General features: G+C 35.2%; 18 protein-coding genes and 1 pseudogene. 6 read left to right on the forward strand and 13 right to left on the reverse strand.

The window, feature by feature from the left end; genetic code table 11:
- Positions 1-55: 55 nt before the first annotated feature.
- The 3 genes from LKACC16343_RS08285 to LKACC16343_RS08295 form a co-directional block, all read right to left on the reverse strand.
- Complete coding sequence (locus tag LKACC16343_RS08285; protein ID WP_056951208.1) at positions 56-805, reverse strand: LiaF transmembrane domain-containing protein; 750 nt, start codon at positions 803-805, stop codon at positions 56-58.
- Positions 806-807: 2 nt separating this feature from the next.
- Positions 808-1260 (reverse strand): LytTR family DNA-binding domain-containing protein, encoded by a 453-nt coding sequence (locus tag LKACC16343_RS08290; protein WP_158106799.1) that lies wholly within the window; start codon positions 1258-1260, stop codon positions 808-810.
- Between the two features lie 110 nt (positions 1261-1370).
- A complete protein-coding gene (locus LKACC16343_RS08295) occupies positions 1371-3569 on the reverse strand; it encodes an alpha-galactosidase (protein WP_056951204.1) in 2199 nt (732 codons plus the stop codon).
- A gap of 292 nt (positions 3570-3861) precedes the next feature.
- Between LKACC16343_RS08295 and LKACC16343_RS08300 the strand changes: the two genes are divergently transcribed.
- Positions 3862-4560 carry a Bax inhibitor-1 family protein gene (locus LKACC16343_RS08300; protein ID WP_056951201.1) on the forward strand — a complete coding sequence of 233 codons (699 nt, stop codon included), beginning with the start codon at positions 3862-3864 and terminating at the stop codon, positions 4558-4560.
- A gap of 47 nt (positions 4561-4607) precedes the next feature.
- Here the strand turns inward: LKACC16343_RS08300 and LKACC16343_RS08305 are convergent, their stop codons facing one another.
- From LKACC16343_RS08305 to LKACC16343_RS08330, 6 genes and pseudogenes are all read right to left on the reverse strand, one after another.
- Positions 4608-7235, reverse strand: a complete 2628-nt coding sequence (locus tag LKACC16343_RS08305) for an AAA family ATPase (protein WP_056951200.1) — start codon at positions 7233-7235, stop codon at positions 4608-4610.
- A gap of 13 nt (positions 7236-7248) precedes the next feature.
- Positions 7249-7794: a hypothetical protein gene (locus tag LKACC16343_RS08310; RefSeq protein WP_056951198.1), complete on the reverse strand. Its 546-nt coding sequence runs from the start codon at positions 7792-7794 to the stop codon at positions 7249-7251.
- A 157-nt stretch (positions 7795-7951) separates the two neighbouring features.
- Positions 7952-8961, reverse strand: a pseudogene (locus LKACC16343_RS08315) (IS30 family transposase).
- Positions 8962-9225: 264 nt separating this feature from the next.
- The gene (locus tag LKACC16343_RS08320; RefSeq protein WP_143444199.1) at positions 9226-11484 is read right to left on the reverse strand and encodes a hypothetical protein; all 2259 of its coding nucleotides are present in this window, start codon (positions 11482-11484) and stop codon (positions 9226-9228) included.
- A 198-nt stretch (positions 11485-11682) separates the two neighbouring features.
- Positions 11683-13926 carry an L-type lectin family protein gene (locus tag LKACC16343_RS08325; RefSeq protein ID WP_143444202.1) on the reverse strand — a complete coding sequence of 748 codons (2244 nt, stop codon included), beginning with the start codon at positions 13924-13926 and terminating at the stop codon, positions 11683-11685.
- A 283-nt stretch (positions 13927-14209) separates the two neighbouring features.
- The gene (locus tag LKACC16343_RS08330) at positions 14210-16738 is read right to left on the reverse strand and encodes a M1 family metallopeptidase (protein ID WP_056951190.1); all 2529 of its coding nucleotides are present in this window, start codon (positions 16736-16738) and stop codon (positions 14210-14212) included.
- 185 nt (positions 16739-16923) lie between these two features.
- Between LKACC16343_RS08330 and LKACC16343_RS08335 the strand changes: the two genes are divergently transcribed.
- Complete coding sequence (locus tag LKACC16343_RS08335; protein ID WP_056951188.1) at positions 16924-17382, forward strand: nitroreductase family protein; 459 nt, start codon at positions 16924-16926, stop codon at positions 17380-17382.
- Positions 17383-17451: 69 nt separating this feature from the next.
- On the opposite strand, the gene LKACC16343_RS08340 is transcribed toward LKACC16343_RS08335, so the two are convergent.
- On the reverse strand, positions 17452-18327 hold the full coding sequence (locus tag LKACC16343_RS08340) for a LysR family transcriptional regulator (RefSeq protein ID WP_056951187.1): 876 nt from the start codon (positions 18325-18327) through the stop codon (positions 17452-17454).
- Between the two features lie 111 nt (positions 18328-18438).
- Between LKACC16343_RS08340 and LKACC16343_RS08345 the strand changes: the two genes are divergently transcribed.
- The 3 genes from LKACC16343_RS08345 (at position 18439) to LKACC16343_RS08355 (ending at position 21055) form a co-directional block, all read left to right on the forward strand.
- Complete coding sequence (locus tag LKACC16343_RS08345; protein ID WP_056951185.1) at positions 18439-19176, forward strand: SDR family oxidoreductase; 738 nt, start codon at positions 18439-18441, stop codon at positions 19174-19176.
- A gap of 17 nt (positions 19177-19193) precedes the next feature.
- Entirely contained in the window at positions 19194-19679 is a 486-nt protein-coding gene (locus tag LKACC16343_RS08350) for a flavodoxin (protein WP_056951183.1), read from the forward strand.
- 65 nt (positions 19680-19744) lie between these two features.
- Positions 19745-21055 carry an MFS transporter gene (locus LKACC16343_RS08355; protein ID WP_056951181.1) on the forward strand — a complete coding sequence of 437 codons (1311 nt, stop codon included), beginning with the start codon at positions 19745-19747 and terminating at the stop codon, positions 21053-21055.
- 56 nt (positions 21056-21111) lie between these two features.
- On the opposite strand, the gene LKACC16343_RS08360 is transcribed toward LKACC16343_RS08355, so the two are convergent.
- From LKACC16343_RS08360 to LKACC16343_RS08370, 3 genes are all read right to left on the reverse strand, one after another.
- Complete coding sequence (locus LKACC16343_RS08360) at positions 21112-21444, reverse strand: Rossmann-fold NAD(P)-binding domain-containing protein (protein ID WP_179207689.1); 333 nt, start codon at positions 21442-21444, stop codon at positions 21112-21114.
- A 204-nt stretch (positions 21445-21648) separates the two neighbouring features.
- Positions 21649-23088, reverse strand: a complete 1440-nt coding sequence (locus LKACC16343_RS08365; protein ID WP_056951177.1) for an amino acid permease — start codon at positions 23086-23088, stop codon at positions 21649-21651.
- Positions 23089-23090: 2 nt separating this feature from the next.
- Positions 23091-23576: a GNAT family N-acetyltransferase gene (locus LKACC16343_RS08370; RefSeq protein ID WP_056951175.1), complete on the reverse strand. Its 486-nt coding sequence runs from the start codon at positions 23574-23576 to the stop codon at positions 23091-23093.
- A gap of 113 nt (positions 23577-23689) precedes the next feature.
- On the opposite strand from LKACC16343_RS08370, the gene LKACC16343_RS08375 reads away from it, so the two are divergent.
- The gene (locus tag LKACC16343_RS08375; RefSeq protein WP_056951173.1) at positions 23690-24823 is read left to right on the forward strand and encodes a helix-turn-helix domain-containing protein; all 1134 of its coding nucleotides are present in this window, start codon (positions 23690-23692) and stop codon (positions 24821-24823) included.
- Positions 24824-24839 lie beyond the last annotated feature (16 nt).

Raw genomic sequence — 24839 nt, forward strand, 5'->3', positions numbered from 1 at the left:
ATTTTAATATTTCGCCACTTTACAAAAAAAGAGCCGCATAATCGCGGCTCTTTTTTTAAATATAACTAATTTTCAAATTACCTAAGGAAACCAACCCGGAAATCGTCACATCTGGACTATCTTCATCGACATTGCGAACACCATCTTCTGTGATATTTCCCATATTATTATTTACACCTTTGATAATATTCCAATTACTAGGAATGTATAATTCAGCTCCACCTAAGGAAACATTAACATTAATAATAGCCGTATCTTTAACGGTCACATGATCAAAATAAACTTTGGCTTCACCCATATTTACATCAATCTTGGCTGTCTTAAAATCATCCGACTTCACATATCTAACACTGTTTCCCATTTTGACATAAACATCGACATCCGGTTCATCGATTGTTTTCATATCAGGTTCCGACTTATACTCATAGCTAAAAAAAGGACCACGATGACCTCTAGTAAAGGCTTTTCTGTATCTCATCCAAGGACGATGTCTATTCAATAATGGATTCAAAATCATTGATAAACCAATTGTTATTAACAAGGCGGCTCCCAAAATTGTCCAAGGAACAATTGCTGTAATTCCTAAAGGCTTCGCATACAGAATTCCCAAGAATGCTAAAGAAAAGACTGTTCCTGAAATTGAAAAGTACACTAGACTCTTAATCAAAACTGCTGCTAAAAAGATAGTAGCTATAATTGTCCAAAAACTAAACGTATATGTAATTAAATGTAATTGGCTGACAACTAAAATGGCAGCACTTAATAGTAAGAATAGTCCCCAAAAGATTCCATTTCTATTTTTCATAATTAAACCTTCCTTTGATTCAATTTGATCTTTAAGCTTTTCAAAAATCGCCTTGAAACGTAAATTTGCTTGTAAGAATCACGAAATTGAACAACATTACCAGTTACTGAACGTGTTAATGATAAAATCTCATCAATATTTAAAATAGCTGATTTAGATATCCGTAAAAAGTTGTCGGGCAAATTTTGTTCCAACTCATATAACCGATAATGAATTAAAAAGGCGTTATCTTTAGTGTGCGCGTAGACATTTCGGTCGTTAGTCTCAAAAAACAAAATTTCTCTGAGTTGCAGCGAATAGACAGTATCATCCAAATAACCATTGAGACTGTGAAATCTGGTTTCAACTTCTTTGATGTTATGTAAAATTTCTTGAACTTCATCATCATTTTTATTCGCATGAATCACAATCTCTTTTTCCGAGTATTGCGGCGAAATATCTACTTTTATTTTCACATCGAACAACCCTTTCGTTAAATGTATTACACCACATCCCCATTCCGATGTATACACTATTGGTTTATGCGGTTAAAATTCAAACCTAAGTGGTTAAAAAAGCTTCCAACTCATTTAGAATTGGAAGCTTCTTCAATATAAATTTGTTCTGAAGGGTAATTACCTTTTGGTTGCATCAATTTCAATCCAGCATTCATTAAGGCATCACCACTATAAATATGATTTTTGATTTTATATTTAGCATCGGACTTCAAACCACGTAATTTAATATAGACGAACGGCGGATTACCAACCACATCCGTTGCCACAATCGTAACCAAACTTTGCGATTTATCTTTAGAAACAATTTGCCAAGCCATAACATCATTATTACGATCAAACGGACTGACCAGACGATAATAATCACCATTGAAAGTCATTTCTTGAACCCTTTTGTAAAAATCAGTATAAGTCTTAGCTTGCTTTTTGTCCGCATCACTCATCTTAGTAACATCTAACTCATAGCCAAACGTTCCCGCCATTGCTACATTGGCTCGAGTTTCAAATGGTGTTACTCGTCCATTTTGATGGTTAGGACTAGCAGAAATATGTGAACCCATCGTCGATATAGGATAGAAGAAACTCGTTCCATATTGAATCTTTAAGCGATTGATAGCATCCGTATTATCCGAAGTCCAAATCTGCGGTTCATATGCTAGCATTCCTAAATCAAATCGAGCACCGCCACTAGAACAACCTTCAAATAAAACGTCGGGATATCTTCGAGTCAATCGACCTAATAATTTATAAAGTCCCAACACATAGCGATGCTGTAGTTCTCCTTGTCGTTTGTCAGTTAAACTTTTAGAATACCACTCAGTAATTGGACGATTCATGTCCCATTTAATATAGCTAACATTGGCACTGTCTAAAACATCCGATATTCGATCAAATAAATAATTTTGAACTGCCTCTTTTGACATATCCAAAACCATCTGTCCTCTACTCAATAACGGTTTGCGCTGTGGAAAGTTCAGAACCCAGTCGGGATGAGCATTATAGAGTTCACTATCTTCATTAACCATTTCAGGTTCAAACCAAATTCCGAATTCCATTCCTAAAGTATTGATTTTTGTTACTAATTCATTCAATGAGCACCCTAGTTTTTGCTCATTTACAAACCAATCGCCTAAAGAACTGTTGTCATCCGAACGTTTGCCAAACCAACCATCATCCATAACAAAAAGATTAGCACCAATATCTTTAGCTGCTGTCGCTATCTCTAATAATTTTTTGCCAGTGAAATCAAAATAAGTTGCTTCCCAATTGTTAATCAATACTGGACGTGGACCGTTGATATACTTATTACGACAAAGGTTTTCCCTTATCGCATCATGGAAGTTATGTGACAGTTGTGTCAAACCTGTACTAGAAAAACTCATAATTGCTTCAGGGGCTTCAAACATGGCACCCGGATCTAATTGCCATGAGAATTCATTATCACCAAGGCCTAAAGTAATTCGACTTTGTTCCAAAGTCCCCAATTCAGCCGTTGCCTGAAAATTACCACTATAAACAAGATTGAAACCGTAACAGTTCCCCGTTTCTTCAGTCGTATTCTTATCTAAAAGTATGAAACCAGGATTTTCTTTAGCACTTGATATCCCATAATCTGATCCAAAAGTCGTTACATTATGAGTCAACGGAACTCGTTCGAAGTTACGTTCATCCGCCCAACGACCGTGGAAATGGATCAAATCATACTGACCTGAAATAAGGTCGAGTGATAGGGATTGAGCTTTTTTAATCTGGATTGCATTTTCACTAAGATTACTGATCACCACAGCTCGAGTGATAACATCTTTATCCTCAAACACACCATAGTAAAGTTCAACTTCAATATCGGAAACAACATCTACCAAAGTGATTTTCAAGGTTTGTGCATCGTTGTCGTGAGCATAAAATGAGGGCAATTCGGTCAAACTATATTTACCATCTAAAACCTCGTAGCCTTTATACTTCAAATCAATAATTCGTGTACCATCAGCATTCTCAACATCCAAGGCCACACTCCCTAAATCTCCAGTACCTACGGTTGGAAATTCTTGTGGCATCAACGTTAAAGAACCAACGCGATTCTTTGATTCATATGGATAAGGTGCAAAGTGAGAAGGTCCATCATACAACAAGTAAGAAAGATCTTGATGATCAATTCTCTTTCCATAATAAAGATGATAAAGATAACCAAAGTCGCCTACTTTCATTTGATAGGTACTATTTCGTGTCTGAAGTGTAAATATCTTTTTATCGTCATTTATTAGAATTGCCATTGTCAGTTTCCCTTCTACTTTTAATAGTTTTTATTCCATCACTGTCTTAGATACTAAACCAATGCTCATTACAAAGTAACCCGCTAAAGTATTAAAAATAGATGAGAAGATAAATTTAATTCGGAACAGAAAAACCGATTGTTCAAATCTATGTCCATATCGTTCCAGCCAATCGGTTTTTCTGTGGAGAATGGCATACTTAATCAAAATAATAATTTCATAATATTTACTACTAATATCAATAAATGTTATGCTATTGTACAATAATTATAGAGTCTTTAAGGAGGAAACTATGCAAAGTATAGACAAAGTAAAGGCCACTGGTTTGGCTAGATTCACATCCCTAGTTTACTTATACACTGGCTTGGGAATTGCTTTTTGGATGATTTGTGCTCAAGCAATCGCTAAGAACACTGCTTTATCCATGGCCTTATTCCAAGGTATGGCAAATCACCGTATTATTTCATTAATTTTAATGATCGGTGTTCCAATGGGATTCATCAGTTTATGTAGTCGTTTCGCAACAAAATCTTATTTCTTAACATTTTTAACTTACTTAGGATTCTTGTTCACACTATCATTTATCGGTGTTCCAATTTTCTACATGTACTCAGCTAAGAGTATTATTCAAACATTAACAGTTACATCGGCTATCTTCGTTGTTTCAGCTTTTATTGGTTTCGTTACCAAGAAAGATTTAACTAAGTGGAGCCGTACTTTAATGATTGGTCTTATTTCAATCATCGTGGTTGAAGCAATCAACCTCTTCATTTTCAAGAGTACAGCCTTAATGATGCTCGTTAGTGGAATTATCATCATCCTCTTCTTGTTCTACATTGCTTTTGATTCTCAAAATATCAAACGTATTTATCAAAGCAATGCCGGATCAGAAAACTTGGGTGCCATCGCCTTGTTAGCTTCCGTTAACTTAGTAATGGACTTCATCAACTTGTTCCTAAGTATCATCCAAATTTTTGGTAATAATAACTAAAAAAAGAGATATCGTATTTTACTTAATAAAATATGATATCTCTTTTTTTATGCATTAATGTAATCTTGACAAATACTATCTAAAACTGAATTAGGCAAAATGCCTAATTTATCATCGGAAACATTATTATCTATCAAATATACTTTTTGTAATTTATCTAATCTTTCCGCAAAATTTCTAGCCCAACGCCCATTAGAATGTTGGTTTTCTATAGTATCGTTTTCAAAACATTTTTTGACAATTTGCTGTAAATATTGTGAATCAACAGTCCATGTCTTAGTGATACGTTTATTGACCATTGTCGAAATTTCATCTTCTGAATAATCTGGAAACATTATTTTCGTTTGAACCCTGGATCTTAATCCTGGATTAGCATCTAAGAAATGTTCCATATTTTCTGTGTACCCTGCAAAAATCACTACAAACTTATCTCGATAATTCTCTAATGCTGTTATCAATGTTTCAACTGCTTTCTTCCCAAAGTCATTATCAGAACTATCATCTGTCAATTGATAGGCTTCATCAACAAAGAGAACACCACCCATGGCTTCTTTAATTGCCTTAGTAGTATTAGCTTCCGTATCACCGATAAACTTTCCAACTAACGTTGATCTTTCTACAGTTTTTACAATTGGTTTTGGCAAAATATCAAGATTATAAAATAATTTTGCAACAATTTCTGCTACGGTCGTTTTACCTGTACCTGGATTACCTTCAAATACCATATGATATGACGGCTTGGATAATCCTTTTTCTGCTAGTTTTTCATCAATCTGAGCTTCTTTAATTAGATTTGAAACCTCAGTCTTAACATTCTCGAGACCTGTGAGATTATCCAATTCAGCTAACAGTTTTTTAACATTTTCTTGCTTTTCTTCTTTATTTCCACCAACTAATTTATCCAAATCTTTTTGAGTTATTGTACGCAGATCATCGCTCTTTTCCTCAACGATTCTTTCTCCTGCAATTGACAATAATTTATTATTAAAATTACGAACCCAACGTGCATTACTATGATCTATTGAATGCGAATATTGATTAATAACAATATCCATATACTTTTTTTGATATACGTTATGCTGCGTATTAATTAAATCTTTATATCCAATCTCAGCTATTTCTTCAGGAGAATAATCCTCAAAATCAAACACATTTGGAATTCTTGATGCTAATCCAGGATTCATATTAATAAAGTCCTGCATCTGCTCTGTATATCCAGCAAAGATTATCATAATTTCATTTCGATGATCTTCCATATATTTCAGAATTGTACTTATTGCTTCATTACCAAAATCTTGTTTGGATTCTGAATAAAGTGAATATGCCTCATCAATAAATAAAATCCCACCGTTTGCCTTATCAAGTATCGCCTGAGTATTTTTTGCTGTACCACCAATAATATCAGCCACTAAATCTTTTCTAGAAGCTTCAACAAACTTATCGGTAGAAACAACACCATTTTGATAAAGAATCTTCCCTAGTAATCTGGCAACAGTTGTCTTACCAGTACCTGGATTACCTAAGAACAAGGAGTGCAAAGTGACCGGTGTCGTTACTAATCCATTATCTTCACGTAACTTTTCGAATTTGGCATGATTAATAAATCTCTTTACTTGTTCTTTAACCATCTTTAGACCGTATAAATTATTCAACTGCTCTAAAGCATCATCCTCTTGTGATTTATTTTCATCATCCGATTCTTCTTTATCTTCTTGGGAATTTTGTTGGGTCTTATTTTCCAATTCAGAATTTTCATTCGACTCAGAGACTTTATTATTTGCAACTTGTGCAGTTTTTTCCTTTTCAGCTTCCTCTTTTTCTTTTGCTTCTTCTTGTCGTTTTTCTTCATCTACATTTTCTAGGGTAGCTTTATTTTCATCCACATCGGCAGTTGATTGATCATTATATCTGACAACAAACTCGCCTGTACCTGAAGATTCGACCTCATTGATTTTTAATAAACTATCTGAAAGATAAGCATAAATATCATTATCAGCTTTTTCAAATTGATTTAGTTTAACAATGGAACCATTTACTTCATAGATAGAATATCGATTTTCATTCGCACCCAAAAACTGTACATAATCAGCCGATTCAGTGACTGAACTATTATCTAAACAAATACAAATGGTTATTTGAGAATTTGAAATATTTAGTTTTGATTCTTCTAAATTAATTACATCTGTAATAGAGCTAGTAAGGGTTATATTTGCATTCTTAGAAGCATAGATCCCGTCCAAAATTTTATCAGCATTTTGATTATTATCGCTATAAATATTACATGAAATAAACTCTGCTTTGGATTCATCTTCAACATATATCAAAGGATACTTACTTTCATTTTCTACATTCTCAACATTGAATATTGTATTAGAGCTGCTAAAAGTGCTGTCTTCCTTAACATTTATCCCATTATGTTTAATCGAAGGATGCAATACTAAATTATCCAATTCAAAATGAATCCCTGCATACAAATAAAAACTAGTATTTAAGACAACTTTCTCAGGGTTATCCGTAATACCCTTGATAATCAGACTTTTGCTTAATTTGTACCCATTCTCAAAATCGTAAGTTCCTTCTTCAATAAGGATTGTGTCTCCGGACTCAGCCATTTCAAGAGCTTGATCAAAGTGCTTCTTTCCAAATCCACGTCCTACCGTAATAGTATGTTTCATAAATAATGCTCCTTTATTTATTGGCCTTGTTAACTGTAATAACTATTGATGCAATACCAATAATCCCTAAAAAGTATGAAAAGCCCCAAACAATATAATAAAGTGCTAGTTTACTTACATACCAAATAATATTTAACAGCCCAGAGTCAAAATTTGCACCTGATTTAAAATCTGGAGCCAGCCATCTTGCCACTCCAGTTAAAGAACCTGTGAGATAAACTTGTAATTGTGAAAATAAAATTAACGTGAATGGAAACAAAAGTAAATTCATCGTGTCAAGTAGTCCCCTGCCCGAGCCAAGAAACATAAAAATTAAAACTGAAGCAACATAACTTATTATCCAAAAAGATACCCCTTGGCTTTTAAAAATCTCTCCTAAACCATTCTTACTTGTTTCAGACTTTTCGTTTTTTACCCCAACTCCAAAAGACTTCTCTACATGTACATCTTTATCTACTGATTTTTCAGTACTTTTATTTTCAGAAATACTTTCTTTCTTTTCCTTCTTAATATCAGCACTATTCATACTACCAACACCAAATTTTGGCTTTTCCGTCATAGTTTAAATCCCCCTATATTCCCCAATTGAAATTATTGTCTATTAAATTTATGTTAGTATATCGTTTCTCCCAAAGCAATAATGCCAAGATATTTATTATGATTATTTTCTTCCTGAATTGTCAAACCAAGTGCAACACTTGTAATTGGTATAGATGCTAGTCAAAGGAAGTCAGTAACTCTTGAGCACACTTATATCCTAGAATCTTTCTAGGACGTTGATTCAAGACATCTTGAATACCTTGAATCTCTGTGATAGTAGCAGAACTCATTGAATGATCTTTTGGTAGAAACTCACGTATCAACTGGTTCTGATTCTCATTGGAACCACGTTCCCATGGTGAATAAGGGTGTGCAAAATACACCTCAGTACCAGTTACTTAGCTCAACTGTGCAAATTCAGAGCCATTATCAAAAGTAACCGTTTTGAAGTGAGATGGCCCATAGTCGTCAATGACATCCTGAAGTGCCCGTTGACAAGTATCTGAATGATAATTGGGTATCTTAACAATGATCTCATAGTGACTTGCACGATCGGTCAGAGTCATATCGCAACCCTTTTCCCTTTAACTAGATCACCTTCCCAATGGCCAATCTTCAAACTTTTATTAGCTTCCGGTGGTCGATTTTCAATCGACTGTCCGAGAATGTGCTTATTCAGTCGAGCATGCTTTCTATACGAACCTCTTACTCGGCGGCGTAGCTTCGCCAGTAGATCACTATTCTTAATCATTAGAAGGCCAGCATCAATGTATCGATAAACAGTAGGCGTAGATGGATAAGGAAGCTTAGGACGATGTATTTTAAACCAATTAACAAAGCTATCAACACTATGAACACGATACTTCTTGCGTAACTCTTCTTGTAGAAGTTCGAAAAACAAAGGTGCTTTCACACGCCAATCTACAGAATGACATGCTTGTCGTCGCTTTTCGTGAATCGATTGACCAGTTTCAGCAAAATAAATCACATAAGGTTTTTTGTTTGGACCAATTTGTCTTGTGGAACCACGTTTAATCTCTCGACTAATCGTACTGACATTACAGCATAAATACTGGGCAATTTTTCTATACGACCATTTGAGCTTTAAAAGCGTTTCAATAGCTTTATGTTGTACTTCATTGAGTTGTTGGTAATGGCAAGACATGGTATTCTTAGTTTGGGGCATAAAGACACTCTTTTCTTATTGGTTTGGTCACTTATAAGAATAGGTCTTTATGGCCTTTTTGGTCTAGTTGATTAAGTGTTGCACTTAGATTTTAAATCCGGGTAATTTAAAAAGCATAAAACTGAATGACAGTTTTATGCTTTTCATTTTTCTTCAAATCAAATTATTTGCATATAGATTAATTTGCTAGTAATATCATCATTTCAAAGAAAAGACCCGAAAACGTCAGCCCTCATATGCTATGTTTTCGAGTCTTTTTTTGTTTTAAACGGATTCTGAAAGAACCCAATTCATTTTCCCACTATATTGTCCGCTTGAATTAAACCCAGTAGTCTTCAATAAAATACCATCTGAATCGTTCCAAGATTTTCCAACATTAGTAACTTGATTCCCGTCAGCACTCTTATAACCGTTAGCAATATTAACAACTGCATCATTTGTTAATGATTGTTCCGAGCCACTAGAATTTTTGAAAACTAGATTACCATTAAAAGCCGTATCACCATTGTACAAACCTGAAGTTGTAGCTGATAAATGCCAAGGATTGGTCGTTCCATTTTCTCGACCATCATTCACAACAATATTCCAATCGCCTTTTCTAGGAACTAGCATTGCAGCTGTCGCTTGATTAATACTGCCAAAAGAGTAATCATCGACTTTCAATGACAAACTACCCTTTTTCGTAATAACCACCGTCGATGTAGTTGAAACATTACCGTCAGCATCCTCAACGTAAACTTTTAAAGTATTAGTTGTTTGGGTCAAATCAGCTGATGGAATATTCAAATTCAATTTACCACTGGCAGCATTACTATCTAATTTAGAAGTAGCCAAGTCCTTGCCGTTCAAATTTTCATGAACTGTGACATCAGAATTGTTAACAGTACTACCATCAACGTATGAAACAGTTCCAGTAATATTAGCATCATGACTATTATCAACAGTTAAATTACTTTGATCTAAGGCTAAACTGATAGCTTTGGCCTTTTTGATAGTGAAATCAGGTGTATTAACATCCGTAATCAAATTATCACTGTCAAAATGAGCACTAACCGTTTTAACTTTAGTAGTAGTTGTGACGTCATTAGCCACCCCATTAACCGTAATCGTAGCTTCAGAAGGTCGATATGTTCCATCCGAACTGACATATAAATCTTTAGCTATACTATGTTTTAGTCTACCTGTGTCTTTATCAATTTCACTCGCATAGATTGGCTCAGCTTTAGCATCACTGCCATCATTGTAAGTTACATAACCTAATACTTGATTAGCATCACCATTTGTAAAAGTAACATTACTTGGGAATGTGATTTGAGCCACATCATTTAACCATTTATTTTCTCCACTATCAAAACGTAGATGGTAATTAAAACTCAAACTATCACCAGAATTAACATTTCGATCAGTATCCGTTTCAGAAAATGTTTTGTTTTGCGTATTGTCAGTTATATCCGAAGTAACCGTCCCTTCAACAGAAGAAGGAATAGATTCCAATGCAATCAAATTAGGCTCATAAGCTGCACCACTAGTCGCTGTGAAGCCCCACTGCAACTTATTAGACATAGCATTCTTTCCACCAAATTCAGTCGCATGAACTGGATCACTGGTTGATACTAAAGGTGTATCACTCTTAGATCCATCCAAATTCTTATCATTATACTTATAAGTAATTCTATACGTAGAAGGATCCCAAGAGACAGTTAAATGATGCCAATTACCATCATGCAATGATGTAATATTTTGAACACCAGAATGATTCATGGAGTAATAATTATTAGTATTAAAAAAGCTGGAGGCATCATGTCTAACATAAGTACTAGCATCACCTGGATAACCATAGGCAATATGCTGCCCCGTAATATCACTTTCAGCATCAAAATCATCATTCGAAGCATTCGATTTATTAGCATTAGTATCAAATTCCAGAGCCCAGCTATCTTGAATAGCCGTATTAGCAATTGTTTGAGTGGATGTGACAGATTTATCAGTATCCATACCCCAGACTCCTAAAGTTTCACCTGTCCCAATTGTTGTACCCTTGTGAGAGAACGATGAAACACCATTAGCTGGGTTTTGTAATACGAAAGCCATCCCGTCACCAAAAGAATCACCACTATGAATGTGTTGTGATGGTCCAAAATATAACCAACATGACAAGGTCTGTTTATTATTGATATTAACGTAATTTCCGTTATCAACATTAGACCAGATAGCACCTTCCTGATTGGTGTAATTAGTCATTCTAATTGCCATCAACGGATCATAAGATGTTCCCGTAGAATGCATTGACGAGTTTTGTAAAATGGCACTATTCTGAGCACTACTACCAAATCCTGAAAAATCACCATGTAAAAATTGTGACTCATTCAATCCAAGATTATCCGGTGCTTTAGCCAGTCCCTCTCGTGTCTCTGTCATAGAGTCTTGTTGCGATGTACCAGCCTGAACCACTGTTTGTTCACTCTTGATAGCCAACCCCAATGAAGCCATCAAAAATAGAACCTTTAAAAATTTTTTCCTCATACTTACCTTTGTTTCCATTACATAGGAAATGAATCCCATAGTTATTATTATTTTTATAAAATTTCCTAATAGCTCAATAGTATATCTAATGAAAATATATTTAAACTAATATCTTTTCATTTATCCGTTTTCATACACAAAAAAATCATGAATTGAGAGATTTCTCAATAATCATGATTTTTTCTTTAATTATTTTACTTAAATACTATCCTGCAAATTCCAAGTTACAGTGGAAGTATACGTACCTGCACTTTCATATGAGCCACGCTTCAACAAGACTCCATTGTCAGACGACCATTGACTATCAATATCATAATCCTGTGCTGCTGTCTGACTTTTAACTGCACTACTGATTTCGACTTCATTATTGATTAAACTATCAGTATTGCCAGACCCATCAACGAAGATCAAACTCTGGCCATCTTTAGAATTAGTCCATGTTTCTTTATCTCCATTAACTAGCGGCGTTGCGGAAGCGAATAATTTCCAACCTGCTCCCTTTTGACGACTATCAGTTACATCAATTGACCAACCGCTTCCTCTTGGAATAATTGAATTATCTCCAAAGGATTGCGTGGTCTTAAAGTTGCTGGCCGGTGAGGTCTCTATGGAAACCGTTCCTGAAATAGTTACGGTATATGTAATTGTGTCGGAAACGTTGTAATCTTCATCATTGTAAACGTAGATTGTAACTGTGTTAGCACCTTCATGCAAATTAGAGAATAGTTGTGAAGATACTGGTAAAGCAAAAGTATCAGTTGAATTGCTGGCTAAAATTGAACTCATGGAAGTTTTAGCAATTTCACCATTTACACTGGCAACAACTGTTAACTTAGATGGATCAACAGTCTTAGTCTTGTCACTGTATGATACTTTACCATTTAACAAAACTTCTTTATTAAAACTAGTTGTGACGTCAGATCCAGTCTTGGTTAACGTAATTTTATTTGGTTGCTTAATTACGAAGGCCTTAGTCATGACATCTTTTTGCAAATCACTACCATAGAAACTAGCGTGTGCCGCTGGTACATCAGTTTCTGTAGCGGTTGTACCGGCATTAACAGTTCCTTCAAATTTAACATTAGCTGAGGTGATTCCTGTCTTGTACAAAGATTGACCTAGTTTATGTTCAATTTGATTATTAGTCATGCCGCTAAACTCACCAATTGTTTCAGTGGATGTCTTACCTGCATCATCGGTATAAGTAATCAAAGCACTACTGTAATCAATTTTATCAGGTAGATTAATTGTGGCATCAATATTTTCCCAAGGCTTTGAACCACTCAAGTAATTTAGATTATAGTTCACACTAACTTTGTCTCCTTGATGGACCACGTTAGCATTAGGATTATCAGTTGTAGCATCGGTAATTTCACGATTACCTGAAGTTTCATCAATAATTGAAGTTAAAGCATCGGCTTCAACCAAAGATGGAATAGATTCAAAGATAACTAAATTATTTTCAGAACTTGAACCAGTTGAACCGGTAAAGCCCCAATAGAGTTTATTGCTACCATTGAGATCAAAAGCAGTTGTATCAATTTTCATAACTTTAGTATTGACCTTGCCAGCACTGGTCAACTTAGGAGTCCCGTCCATATTCTTGTCATCATAATTCAAGGTCATTGTTGCTTCAGTAGAACCACTAGGTGCTGGTGTCCATGTCAATGTCACATGATGCCAGTGATCATCGGTTAAGAAATTACTACTCTTTGATGTAGTAGGAATACTAGTAATCAAATTATCATGGTTCATATAAGCACCTTCTGCCCCAAGCCCATAGGTTGACTCTCTAGCCGGATAATTGCTGGCAATATGGTTGACACCACTGACATTCTTATCAAAATTACTATCATAAGTACCAGAATTAGGATAGGTATCAAATTCCATGGCCCAACTCTTTTGAATGGCTGTTTTAGCTAGAGCAGATGTAACAACATCAACTGGTAAAATTACAGTTCCCCAGACACCTAAGGCTTCACCAGGCGTATTATCAACATCACCACTATTAGTAAAAGCACTATCTGAAACATTTTGTAAAACTAACGCCATACCATCACCAGTATTAGTACCACCAAAAGTATCAACACCGCCAAAGTACATCCACATAGACATGGTTTGACGTTTATTTACATCTATATAATTCTGTTTACTGGTATCTGATTGCGTTCTCTTGGACCAAATAGCACCAACTTTATTAGTTTGCCCTAATTCTGTTAATACGGTAACATCGGCACTTCCTTTATTACCACCTTCATTAGGAGCCAACACTTTAGTATCATTATCAGTAATTGCTGGCACATTAAACAATTCGTTAATATTAGTTAAGCCCTTAGGCAAAGTACGATCTACACCTTTATTATCTACTGTATTACTCAACACCTTACCCAAGGTTGCTTGAGTGGCAGTAGCTGCATAGGTAGTATTTGTTGAAAAACTCAATATCAAAAAAAGACCCAGTAAAATGAATCCTACGTATAGAGCTAGTAATTTTTTGATATCAATCACTCCTTTCACAATGGCATCGCTAACATTAATAACTTTATTTATATAATAGTACTAATACCATAATATGTTTACCCATGTTTAGACAAGCTTTATATCCTATTTTGAAAAAAGTATTTTCTAAATATTTATTTTTGGACAGCAAAAAAGCCTGAAGAAACGGCATTGATCATTTCTTCAGGCCTTTTATTTAAATATTCTAATTTTTTATAATTAAAAATTAAGCATTTTTAATTGCTGCATTAACAGCATCTTTTTCATCTTCAACCAAGTTAACCTTAGTCTCAATGATACTGATATCCATTGTGATTTCACGAGTCAATCCTGGTGTATTGATCTTAGGTTCAAAGAACTTCTTGAATTCTTCAAAACGTTCTGGTGTATGGAAGGCATATGATGTGACAGTGATAAATGTAGCAAATTCCATGTCACCACCAACAGTATCTTCCAACCATTGCCAGTCATTTCTGATCCAATCCCAAGCAGCTTGTTGACCTTCGTCATTATTCAAAATACCACGATACCATGCACGTAGATCTTGGGGTTTGATAATGTCAGCATTTTCAAATTTATCAACGATTTCACCAATCAACTTGCTGTCAGTTGTACTTGGAATAGCAACAGATAAATCGTTCTTGTAACTTGGATCTGAAGTTGTCTTGTATTCATTCAATAAACTATTGATTAGCTCTTCGCTACCATAGTTCTTAACTTCATTTCTGATTACTAAGAGACGAATATCAGCTGGTAAATCTGCCAAGTCATCTTTGTTAGTAACAAATAACTTATGAGCTTCAGAGATAGCTTTTTCATCCTTGGCATACAAAGCAGCACTCAAAGCGTATGGACGTGTCAATTGATCATTGATTGATTCGCCAGCTTTAGGTTCCCAGCCAAGACGAGCAACTTGTTTAGCACTCAATTTAGCATAGAAGGCTTGCAAAGCTTTTTCTTCGTCAGTATTAGGTTTAACAAATTTCTTCAAGTTATTGGCAATACGATACATTGCAGCTGTAACTGTAGATGATTCACTTTCTGAGAAGCCTTCAAGCATTGGTACAACATCAGCATATGAAATTTGACGAGCATCAGCCAAAAGACGGAGATCTTGAAGCAATCCAAGTTGAGAAATAGTATCAACTGAATCGATATTATCGAAGATATCCTTTTGAAGTGTTTCGTCATACTTAACAACAAAGTGTGAGTTGTTTCCAACATTTAGACGGAATGGCTTACCATTTGCTTTACGTAATTCTTCATAATCGCCTAAAGTAATTGTTTGATCAGCCATAATCTTAGGAGCAGCATCATAATTGCTGTTCAAAGGAACTTGCCATTGACGGCCAACTTCTTTACCTTCGCCGATAAAGAATTGTTTTTGTGACAATGTAAGTTTGCCATCAACTACACTAGCTGAAACTACTGGATAACCAGGTTGTTCTAGCCATGAGTTCATGATCTTACCAACATCCATACCTGAAGCTTCACCTAAAGCACTCCACAAGTCAGCACCCTTGGCATTGCCATACTTATGAGCTTCGAAGTATAACTTCAAACCTTTACGTAAGTTATCATCACCAAGCAAAGCACGTACCATGACAAGCATTCTAGCACCCTTAGCGTAAACAATGGCTGAATCGAACAAAGCATCAATTTCAGCTGGATCTTGGACTTCAACGTGAACTGATTGAACACCATCAGTTGCATCACGTTGTAAGGCAGCAGGAACATCTGATGTTTGGAACATTTCCCAAACGTGCCAGTCAGGTTCAATAGCATCAACCGCAACATATTCCATCATATTGGCAAAACTTTCGTTTAACCAGAGGTCATCCCACCACTTCATAGTTACAAGGTCACCGAACCATTGGTGAGCCAATTCATGAGTAACAACAGTAGCGACTAACATCTTTGTATCAATTGATGTGTTATCAGGATCAAGCAATAAGTAAGCTTCACGATAAGTTACAAGTCCCCAGTTTTCCATCGCACCAGCTGAGAAATCAGGAAGTGCTAATTGCCATGAATGTGGAAGTGGATATGGTGTTTGATAGAAATCCTCATAGAATTCAATTGCACGTTTAGCAATATCAAGGGTAAAGTCCAATTCCTTAGCTTTATGAGCTTTAGTAGCGAAGACACCAACTTCTACACCACTCTTAGTCTTGGCCTTCTTAGCTTGAAGATCACCAAAGGCAAAAGCGATTAGGTATGTTGACATACGTACAGTTGTATCGAAGTAGTGAACACCATCTTCGTTACGAATTTCTGGCATATTAGCCAAAATTGTTTCGCCAGGTTGTTCGTCGAACTTAATAGCAATATCGAATTTAGCCTTAGCTTCAGGTTCATCAACACATGGGAAGGCTTGACGAGCAAAGGTTGTTTCGAATTGTGTACCGATAATTTGTTTCTTCTCACCGTTCAATTCGTAATATGAAGGATAAATACCCATCATTGAATCAGTCAACTTAGCATCGTAACTAATTGTTAAAGTAGTTTCACCTGTCTTTTCAAGATCAATGTGAATTCCTTCATTCTCGTCATCAACTTTGAAAGGTACCGTTTCGCCATCAGCCTCAACTGATTTGATATTCAAATATTTTTGATTAATTGAGACTGTCTTTTCTTTAGCATCACCATTAATCTTAGTTGTTCCGGAAATGGTCTTAGCACCACGATCGATATCTATAAAAATATCGTAGTGTGCTGGATGAAATGTTTCATAAAAATGTTTAATTTCAGACATGAGCTACCTCTAATTTATTTTTAATATTTTTCTAATTTACTATAATGTTAACTTTATACGACTTTCTATAAAAATGAAACAATTATAACCGAATTTTGTCAAAAAAATTGATTGCAACATATTGATCCACATAATTTTATTTATACTATTATAGAGGGAGAAACATAATAAGGGAGTGTTAATATATGGAAACTGAAAAAATGATCCGTTCGCGCAAGGCCGTTCGTCACTACACTGGTCAAATCACCGATGAACAATTGAATAAGATTTTACTTGCTGCTAATGCTGGTCCCGTCGGTATGGGTGAATATAACAACTATCGTCTTACAGTTATTCAAAATTCAGATATTCTAAATAAAATGAGCGGTATCTACGATGCTCCAACTGTTATTGTGGTTTCTGCTGAAGACCCTGATGCCATGGAGGATGTCTCAGCTGGGGCCATCGTTCATAACATGGAATTAGCCGCTGAGGATCAAGGATTAGGTGCTAATTACAATATGTCTAGTGTTGGTTCAATTCCTGCCAACGTTCTACCTACCGGATTCAGAGGCATCTTTGCTCTAACTTTAGGACAAACAGACGAAAAATTTGTTCCGCGTGAAATTCCTTTAGATCGTATTAAGACTAACTTTGTTAAATAAAAAGGGTGTTTATATTGACCAATTAACTTTGGTTGATATAAACACCTTCTTTAATTTGAAATCAAAGGATTATGATTCTTTTTTCATACTCATAATATTTTTAAGAAATTCATCTGCTAATCGAGATAAAGAACGCGATTTTTTCCAAATTAAAACTGTCTTAACAGTATCAATATAATTCAAATCCTTAAAAACCAAATCACCAGTTTCATATTCTGGCTTATCAAAGGTAATCGCATTGCCCATTCCCGACATAACCATGGCTCGCATATTGTAATTCATATCATAAGTACCTGTAATTTTATAGTCACGGACATACTCATCTAAATATGAAACCCATTGTGAATGAACATCCATCTGTCTGGGGATCAACAAACGCATTCCTTTCAAATCTGAAGCCGCAAAATAATCCTTACCGGAGTTGTCATCCTTTCTAGGCATGACAACCCCGGTTTTGTTTTCAATTGGCAATGATAACTTATTATATTTATCCAAAGAATCATTCGTATAAACAACGCCAAAATCAAGAACCCCAGCATCTAAATTTCGAAAAATTTGATCAGCGTCTTGAGTATCAAAGTGAACGTTGACGTTCTCACCCTTATCTATCAATCTGGTAAAAGTCCTTGTTAAATAAGCATTAGCCTTACCTTCTCCAGCGGCTACATATAAGTCACCGGACAAAACCTTATTATTCTGAATCGTCAAAGAAGTCGAATCAACTAATTGATCAATTTCCTTGGCCCTTTCTAAAAAGAAATAACCATCGTTAGTTAAAGAAATCTCCCGCGGGCCCCGTTCAAAGAGAACTGTTCCCAATTCTTCTTCCAAATCTTTAATCTGTCTGGACAAAGTTGACTGCGAAATATGTAATTTTTCAGCTGCCGAAGTGATGCTTTTGTCGTTAACAATCTCTATAAAATACCGTAATACTCGTAGTTCCATTTTATCCATCCTTTTTAGTTATGGCTAGCATTGCAATATAACTATTTTACATCAAGCTATTCAGCACTTATATTATAAACATAAATTGATTCATACAGGAGGATTTTAAATATGGATTTATCAAATAAAGTTACTGTAATTATGGGTGCTTCATCAGGTATTGGAGCTGCCACAAGTAGATTATTAGCTAAAGATGGTGCTAAGTTAGTTATCGCTGCCCGTCGTTTAAATAGATTAGAAGAAATCCAAAAGGACCTCCCTAAAGCTGAAATTGACGCTTATAAGGCTGACGTTACAAAATTTGAAGATGTTAAGAATGTAATTGATAAGACAGTTGAAAAATACGGACGTATCGATGTTCTCTATAACAATGCTGGTATCATGCCAACTGCTCCTTTAATTGAAGGTCGTCGTGATGAATGGCAAAATATGCTTCAAATCAATATCATGGGTGTCCTAAATGGTATTGCTGCTGCTCTTCCTTACATGGCTAAAGCTAAGAGTGGTCACATTATCTCAACTGATTCTGTTGCCGGACATACTATTGGACCTGATGGTGCTGTTTACAGTGGTACTAAATTTGCCGTTCGTGCCATCATGGACGGACTAAGAATTGAGCAAGCTGAAAATAATATTAAAACTACCATTGTTTCACCAGGTAGTACTGGTACTGAATTATTCAATTCTATCAATGATAAGGATCAAAAGAAGTTTGCTCAAGATTACTTCAAGAACGTTGGTGGACTAGAACCTGAACAAATTGCCCAAGCTGTTGAATTTGCCATCGGCACCAAAGATAATATGTCCGTCAGTGAAGTAATTATTCGCCCAACTAGACAATCACTTTAATATTAAGAAGGAAAAACATGAAAACTTTGATAGTATATTACTCAAAAACTGGCGTCGTTGATAAGATGGCACATTTCATCTCTACTAAACTCGGCGACGTTGTTCTTTACAGAATTCAAACCGTCCATACTTATGCTAGCGGTATGTACGATGCTTGGGATCAAGCACAAGTCGAAATTGCTGACAACCAAATGCCTGAGTTAGCTGGAACCTTACCTAACTTAGATGACTATGACAATATCATCATCGGTGGACCAGTTTGGGGCTTTAATCCATCCAATCCCATCTTGTCCTACGTTCGTCAAAATGATTTTTCAAATAAAAACATCTTAGCCTTTTGGACTTATTATGACCATGATGAGAAATACGCCAGTGCTTTACATCGTGAAGTGCCTACTTTCAATCCGAAGAATGGTTTGGAATTAAGCATGTCGTTGATGGATAACGATAAATTATTGAATCAAAATGTCGATAAGTGGCTACAAGAAGGCAAGTTCAATTAAACATCTTTAAAAGAAAATCTGAGAATGATTTTCTTTTTTTATTTATTATTTTAGAAAGGATTCACATGCAAAAAAAATTAATTTTAACAATTGTATTACTCAGTTACTTTGTGACCGCAATTGACGCATCCATTGTTACCACAGGTTTGACAATGATTAAATCTGATTTGAACTTAAATCAGGTCTCACTATCTTGGCTTCAAAATGCCTATTTGTTAGCCTTCGGCGGCATGGTTCTTTTGGGAGGACGATTAGGTGATCTTGTTGGAAGAAAAAGAATATTTATTCTCTCTTTAGCCTTATTCGGTATTGGATCATTATTCGCCGGTATCTCTCAAGAGGCCACATTAATGATTTTGGCTAGATTTATTCAAGGCATCGGTGCCGCCATTTTAGCCCCTACCTCTTTAGCATTATTGATGGACAACTTTGAAGGACCTGAAAGAATCAAGGCCATTGCTTGGTACAGCTCCGTCTCCGGGATTGGAACTAGTGTCGGCATGGTTTTAGGTGGCTTCTTGGCTAGTACTTTATCGTGGAGATACGGTTTCTTTATCAATATTCCTTTAACTATTTTTATGATCATTGTTGCAATCAAAGCGTTAGAAACACAATCTATCAAGAAAGAACGTTATGACGTTTGGGGTTCACTTTTCTCAATTCTGGGATTATTTGCTCTAGTTTATTCCATCAACGGCGCCAAAAATATTTTGCTTTGGTTCATTTTGGCTCTTATCTTATTAACCACATTTATCATAATTGAAGCGAAAGTTAAAAAGCCAATGATGCCTCTGTCACTGTTCACCGATCGAAGTAGAGTTATCGCCTATCTAGTCAGAGCCATGTTTGTTGGTTCGATGATGGGATACTTCTTCTTTGCCGCCGAGTTTCTTCAAGGAGTTTTGCATTATTCTCCTTTGATGACAGGTTTTGCATTCTTCCCACTAACCTTCTGTACTTTTATTGCAGCTCTCAAGGTTCCTGCAATGGTTGATAAACACGGTAACAAGAATACATTATTATTAGGTATGATCTTTTTAGTCTTAGGATTTAGTCTAATCATTTTAATGTCTGGTCTTAGAGGATTCTGGGTTAATATTGGTATTCCCTCTATTCTATTAGGATTCGGACAAGGATTTGCAATGAGTCCTCTAACTAATCTTGGAATTCAAGGTGCCAGTCGTGAAGATTCTGGTGCGGCCTCTGGCTTAGTCAATGCTGCTCATCAAATTGGTGGCTCTATCGGTATTTCCATTATGGTAGCTTTAACTGCACAATATACTGCCACATCGACTATTTTCAAATTTGCTATGATTATTGGCCTAATCATTAATATAATTGGTTTGATAATCTCATTTATTGTGGATTCAAAATAGTTTCAAGATATAGTAAAAATCCAGTAACTCAAAATTGAGCTGCTGGATTTTTTTTTTTAAATTTTAACTTTTGTAATGGATGCCAGTTCTTGTAAATAGGCATTTTGTAAATGTTCATCATCTGCCCTTTGGTCGTATCGGCTTAATTTTTTATGATGGAAATAATTACCGGAAACACTCTTATCTTCCAACGTTGCCAACCATACTTGAGTCATATAACCCTCTGTCAAATCATCCGTTGCCATTCTGCCACCCATTTTAGTTGGAACCCAACCAGGATCAACCGCTGTTACTACTATGTCAGAGTTTAATCGTGCCAATGCTTTAGTTAAAAGAACTAATTGCAATTTTGATGATGAATAATCGGTCGTTTGATGAACTAAATCCATAATATCTAATCTAGCTCCAACATGTATTCCTAAAGATACATAAATAATTCGTTTAGGAGTTTCGATCAATGCTGTTAAAAGATAAGGAGCTAGATCATTCACTTTAAAGGTTAATGTTGTTCCGTTATATTCCTCTATGATCTTTGATTCATTTTTAAAATACTTGTTAGTTGTATGAATACCTTCTATTTATTCAATTGATTTTCAATTAGATAGATCAATATCTTCTAAATTTATAAGGTGTGTATGGTGCCGTATTTTATAGTAAAAAAACAAAATCAAAAAAATTATAATGCTTAAATAAGTCACAATTATACTTTTCCAATCAAAAGTTACAAATGCATCAACATTTTGACCAACTATAACAATTAGGCAAAGAGCAAACGCAAAAATTGGTCCAAAGGGAAAAAACTTAGATTGATATTTTAACTCAGACAAATCATGTCCTTGTTTAATAAAAGCTCTTCTAAATCTAAAATGTGCTATGGCTATTCCTAACCAAGCTAAAAATCCTGATAATCCTGATGCATCAATCATATAGTTATACGCTTTTGCATCAAAAAATTGGGTTGACCAAATTATTAAGCTGACAAACGTTGTTCCCATCAAAGCAAAAATCGGTATTCCTCTATCGTTCGCCTTACCAAAAATTTTCCAAGCATATCCTTCACGTGCTTGAGAGTATAGCATTCTAGTTGACCCGTATAACCAAGAATTTGCGGAAGATAATACGGCCACTAAAATAACTGCATTCATTACACTTGCAGCGGCAGCTAGTCCGACTCGCTTAAAAATCAATGTAAATGGACTGGTCAAAATATCTTGAACATTCGCATTCAATAAGTTTTTATTTGTATATGGCAAAATACAAGCAATTATAAAAATCGTCAAAATATAAAAAATAATGATTCTCCAAAAAGTAGAGTGAATTGCTTTGGGAATACTTTTTTCTGGATTATTAGATTCCCCCGCTGCAATTCCAACCATCTCTGTTCCTTGAAAAGAGAATCCGGCTACAACAAAAACACTGAGTATTCCACCGAACCCATTAACAAATGGTGCTTTTTTATAAGTGAAATTTTTCAATCCTATTGCTTGATGTCCTCCCATAATTCCTAAGATAACTGCTACTCCTACAATTAAGAACAAAATTACGGAAACAATCTTTACCATGGCTAACCAAAACTCAGTTTCACCATAAGATCGCACTGAAATAAAATTTATAAAGAAAATCAAAAAAAATGTAATTAATCCAAAAATCCACGACGGAACTTGAGGAAGCCAAAAATTCATAACAATTCCTATTGTGGTAGCTTCTACAGGAACTGTTATTGTACAATTCAACCAGTAATTCCACCCCATTGCGAAACCCAGAGAATGTCCGACATATTTATTAGCATAGGCTGCAAAAGAACCACTTAAAGGATCATGAGTTGCCATCTCCGCCAAACTAGTCATCAAAAAGTAAACCATTAATCCCATAGCTAAATATGCTACCAAAGAGCCACCTGGTCCAGCGGTAGTTATTGCCGACCCACTAGCTATGAAAAGTCCAGTTCCAATCGATCCTCCCAGGGCTATCATCGTTAGATGTCTGGTCTGAAGTGATCTTTTTACCTCTGCCATTTGAACTTCTTTTGCCATTATTAACTCAGCCTCTTAACCAGATTGTACCAAGTTTCGTCAGCGTGGTCTGAATCAGCAACGCCTTTATTTTCAAAGCCATTTTTTAAATAAAACGGTATATTACGATCGAGACTTGTTAGTGAAATAGTTTCTCTTTGATGTTTTATAGCGTCCTTCTCCACCGCATCTAGTAATTTGCTACCAATACTATGTCCTCGATATTTAGGATCAATTGCAATTGTAAAAATAATTTGATGTCCACCACTTGCTAAATTAGTGGGCGTATCTTCGTACATCCAATCCTCTACATATGGTTGCTTAGTTGCTGGTCCTACAACAAAACCTACCACTTGATTGTCAATTTTGGCTACTAGAAAAGTATCAACCAGTTTTTCAATACGATCACGATATTGCGTTTCAGTTCCTGCTTCTTCTGCAGTAAATCCCAAACGTTCAATTCTCAAAATCGTTGGTAAATCTTTTATTGTTACATGTGTTATTTCCATTTTTAAAAACCTCATATCCTGTATAATTAACTTATGACACAATCCTAACAAAATTTATAATTAGTGATTATCAGATATTCCACAGTTAAAGTGGAAATTTTGGAGGATGACTAATGAGACCCTTTTTTAATCAAGATAATCTGAATATTCGGATTTTGGATATTCTTGAACAACAAAATAATTGCAGTTACACTGAACTCGCCGAATTATTAAAAATAGATCGAGCTACTGTAACCAAAGCAATTAAACAACTTACACATATAATCGATCAACAAAGCTTAAACGATATTAAAATCACGTTGTCCAATCAAGGCATTGATTACCATCGTGTTGCCAAATTTAATTTAGCTGCCTTATTACCCATGCTAACTGATCAGCGAACAGCTATCATTTTTGAAAGTTCTTTTAATGAACACTACTCAACCATCTCAAGCCTAGCTAATAAAATCTATGTCAGTGAATCAACCACTCGGCGCTTAATCAATCTTGTTAATGATACTTTAATTGACTACCGTATCCAGATTGATCCTAAAAGTTTACATTTGATTGGGCCAGAGCCCAACATTCGCTATGCGGCTTTTCAATATTATTGGAATACTTATGGTAGTGTTACTTGGCCTTTTTTTGTAAATGAAGAAGAAATCAAACAAAACTCAAATGTTCCTAGTTATGACAAATTACGTTTTAGTTTTTGGCTGGCCATTTGTAAACAGCGTCAACTTAAACAACATCATTTAGAAATTTCAGAACTAGAATTTATCAATCTAATACGTAAAGTAGATTTCTTACAACTAAATAAATCTGGCTTAGATCAAGTCAAACAATATTGCCATTTATTTGGTAATGTTCCACTATTGTACGACCGTCAAAAACAATTGGATGAATATTTACAATTCATATCTGCTGGTAAAAGGCATTTTCTTTTTACTCAGGCCAATCATCAAAAATTACTGGCTCTAAAATTATGTGAATTATCTGCTGACAAGAATTTAAAAGAACATCTTAAATTTTCCATGGTAATAGACTCAGACTTTTTCAATCGTCAGCAATTAATTCAACAATTAGTACAATATTTTAATAAGGTTGAACTGGAAGTAATGGAAAATCAACAACAATCAGACTTTATTCTAACCAATCTCACTCTACGTAATTCTAAAACCCCCACTCTTTTCATCAATGTCCCTTTAAATCCTTTAGACTATGAAATGATCGGTAGACAAATAAAAGAAATAGTCAAAAAAATCTAGTGTAGTAACCAATTCC

Source organism: Companilactobacillus bobalius, from assembly GCF_002179915.1.
GTDB classification, from domain to species: Bacteria; Bacillota; Bacilli; order Lactobacillales; family Lactobacillaceae; genus Companilactobacillus; species Companilactobacillus bobalius.

Bases quoted from the DNA above. Each gene is read 5' to 3' on its own strand.
- LKACC16343_RS08335 (WP_056951188.1), top strand. From the start codon at position 16,924: ATGGAAACTGAAAAAATGATCCGTTCGCGCAAGGCCGTTCGTCACTAC.
- LKACC16343_RS08370 (WP_056951175.1), bottom strand. From the start codon at position 23,576: ATGGAAATAACACATGTAACAATAAAAGATTTACCAACGATTTTGAGA.
- LKACC16343_RS08355 (WP_056951181.1), top strand. From the start codon at position 19,745: ATGCAAAAAAAATTAATTTTAACAATTGTATTACTCAGTTACTTTGTG.
- LKACC16343_RS08330 (WP_056951190.1), bottom strand. From the start codon at position 16,738: ATGTCTGAAATTAAACATTTTTATGAAACATTTCATCCAGCACACTAC.
- LKACC16343_RS08345 (WP_056951185.1), top strand. From the start codon at position 18,439: ATGGATTTATCAAATAAAGTTACTGTAATTATGGGTGCTTCATCAGGT.
- LKACC16343_RS08375 (WP_056951173.1), top strand. From the start codon at position 23,690: ATGAGACCCTTTTTTAATCAAGATAATCTGAATATTCGGATTTTGGAT.
- LKACC16343_RS08365 (WP_056951177.1), bottom strand. From the start codon at position 23,088: ATGGCAAAAGAAGTTCAAATGGCAGAGGTAAAAAGATCACTTCAGACC.
- LKACC16343_RS08360 (WP_179207689.1), bottom strand. From the start codon at position 21,444: ATGGATTTAGTTCATCAAACGACCGATTATTCATCATCAAAATTGCAA.
- LKACC16343_RS08340 (WP_056951187.1), bottom strand. From the start codon at position 18,327: ATGGAACTACGAGTATTACGGTATTTTATAGAGATTGTTAACGACAAA.
- LKACC16343_RS08300 (WP_056951201.1), top strand. From the start codon at position 3,862: ATGCAAAGTATAGACAAAGTAAAGGCCACTGGTTTGGCTAGATTCACA.
- LKACC16343_RS08310 (WP_056951198.1), bottom strand. From the start codon at position 7,794: ATGACGGAAAAGCCAAAATTTGGTGTTGGTAGTATGAATAGTGCTGAT.
- LKACC16343_RS08295 (WP_056951204.1), bottom strand. From the start codon at position 3,569: ATGGCAATTCTAATAAATGACGATAAAAAGATATTTACACTTCAGACA.
- LKACC16343_RS08320 (WP_143444199.1), bottom strand. From the start codon at position 11,484: ATGAGGAAAAAATTTTTAAAGGTTCTATTTTTGATGGCTTCATTGGGG.
- LKACC16343_RS08285 (WP_056951208.1), bottom strand. From the start codon at position 805: ATGAAAAATAGAAATGGAATCTTTTGGGGACTATTCTTACTATTAAGT.
- LKACC16343_RS08350 (WP_056951183.1), top strand. From the start codon at position 19,194: ATGAAAACTTTGATAGTATATTACTCAAAAACTGGCGTCGTTGATAAG.
- LKACC16343_RS08305 (WP_056951200.1), bottom strand. From the start codon at position 7,235: ATGAAACATACTATTACGGTAGGACGTGGATTTGGAAAGAAGCACTTT.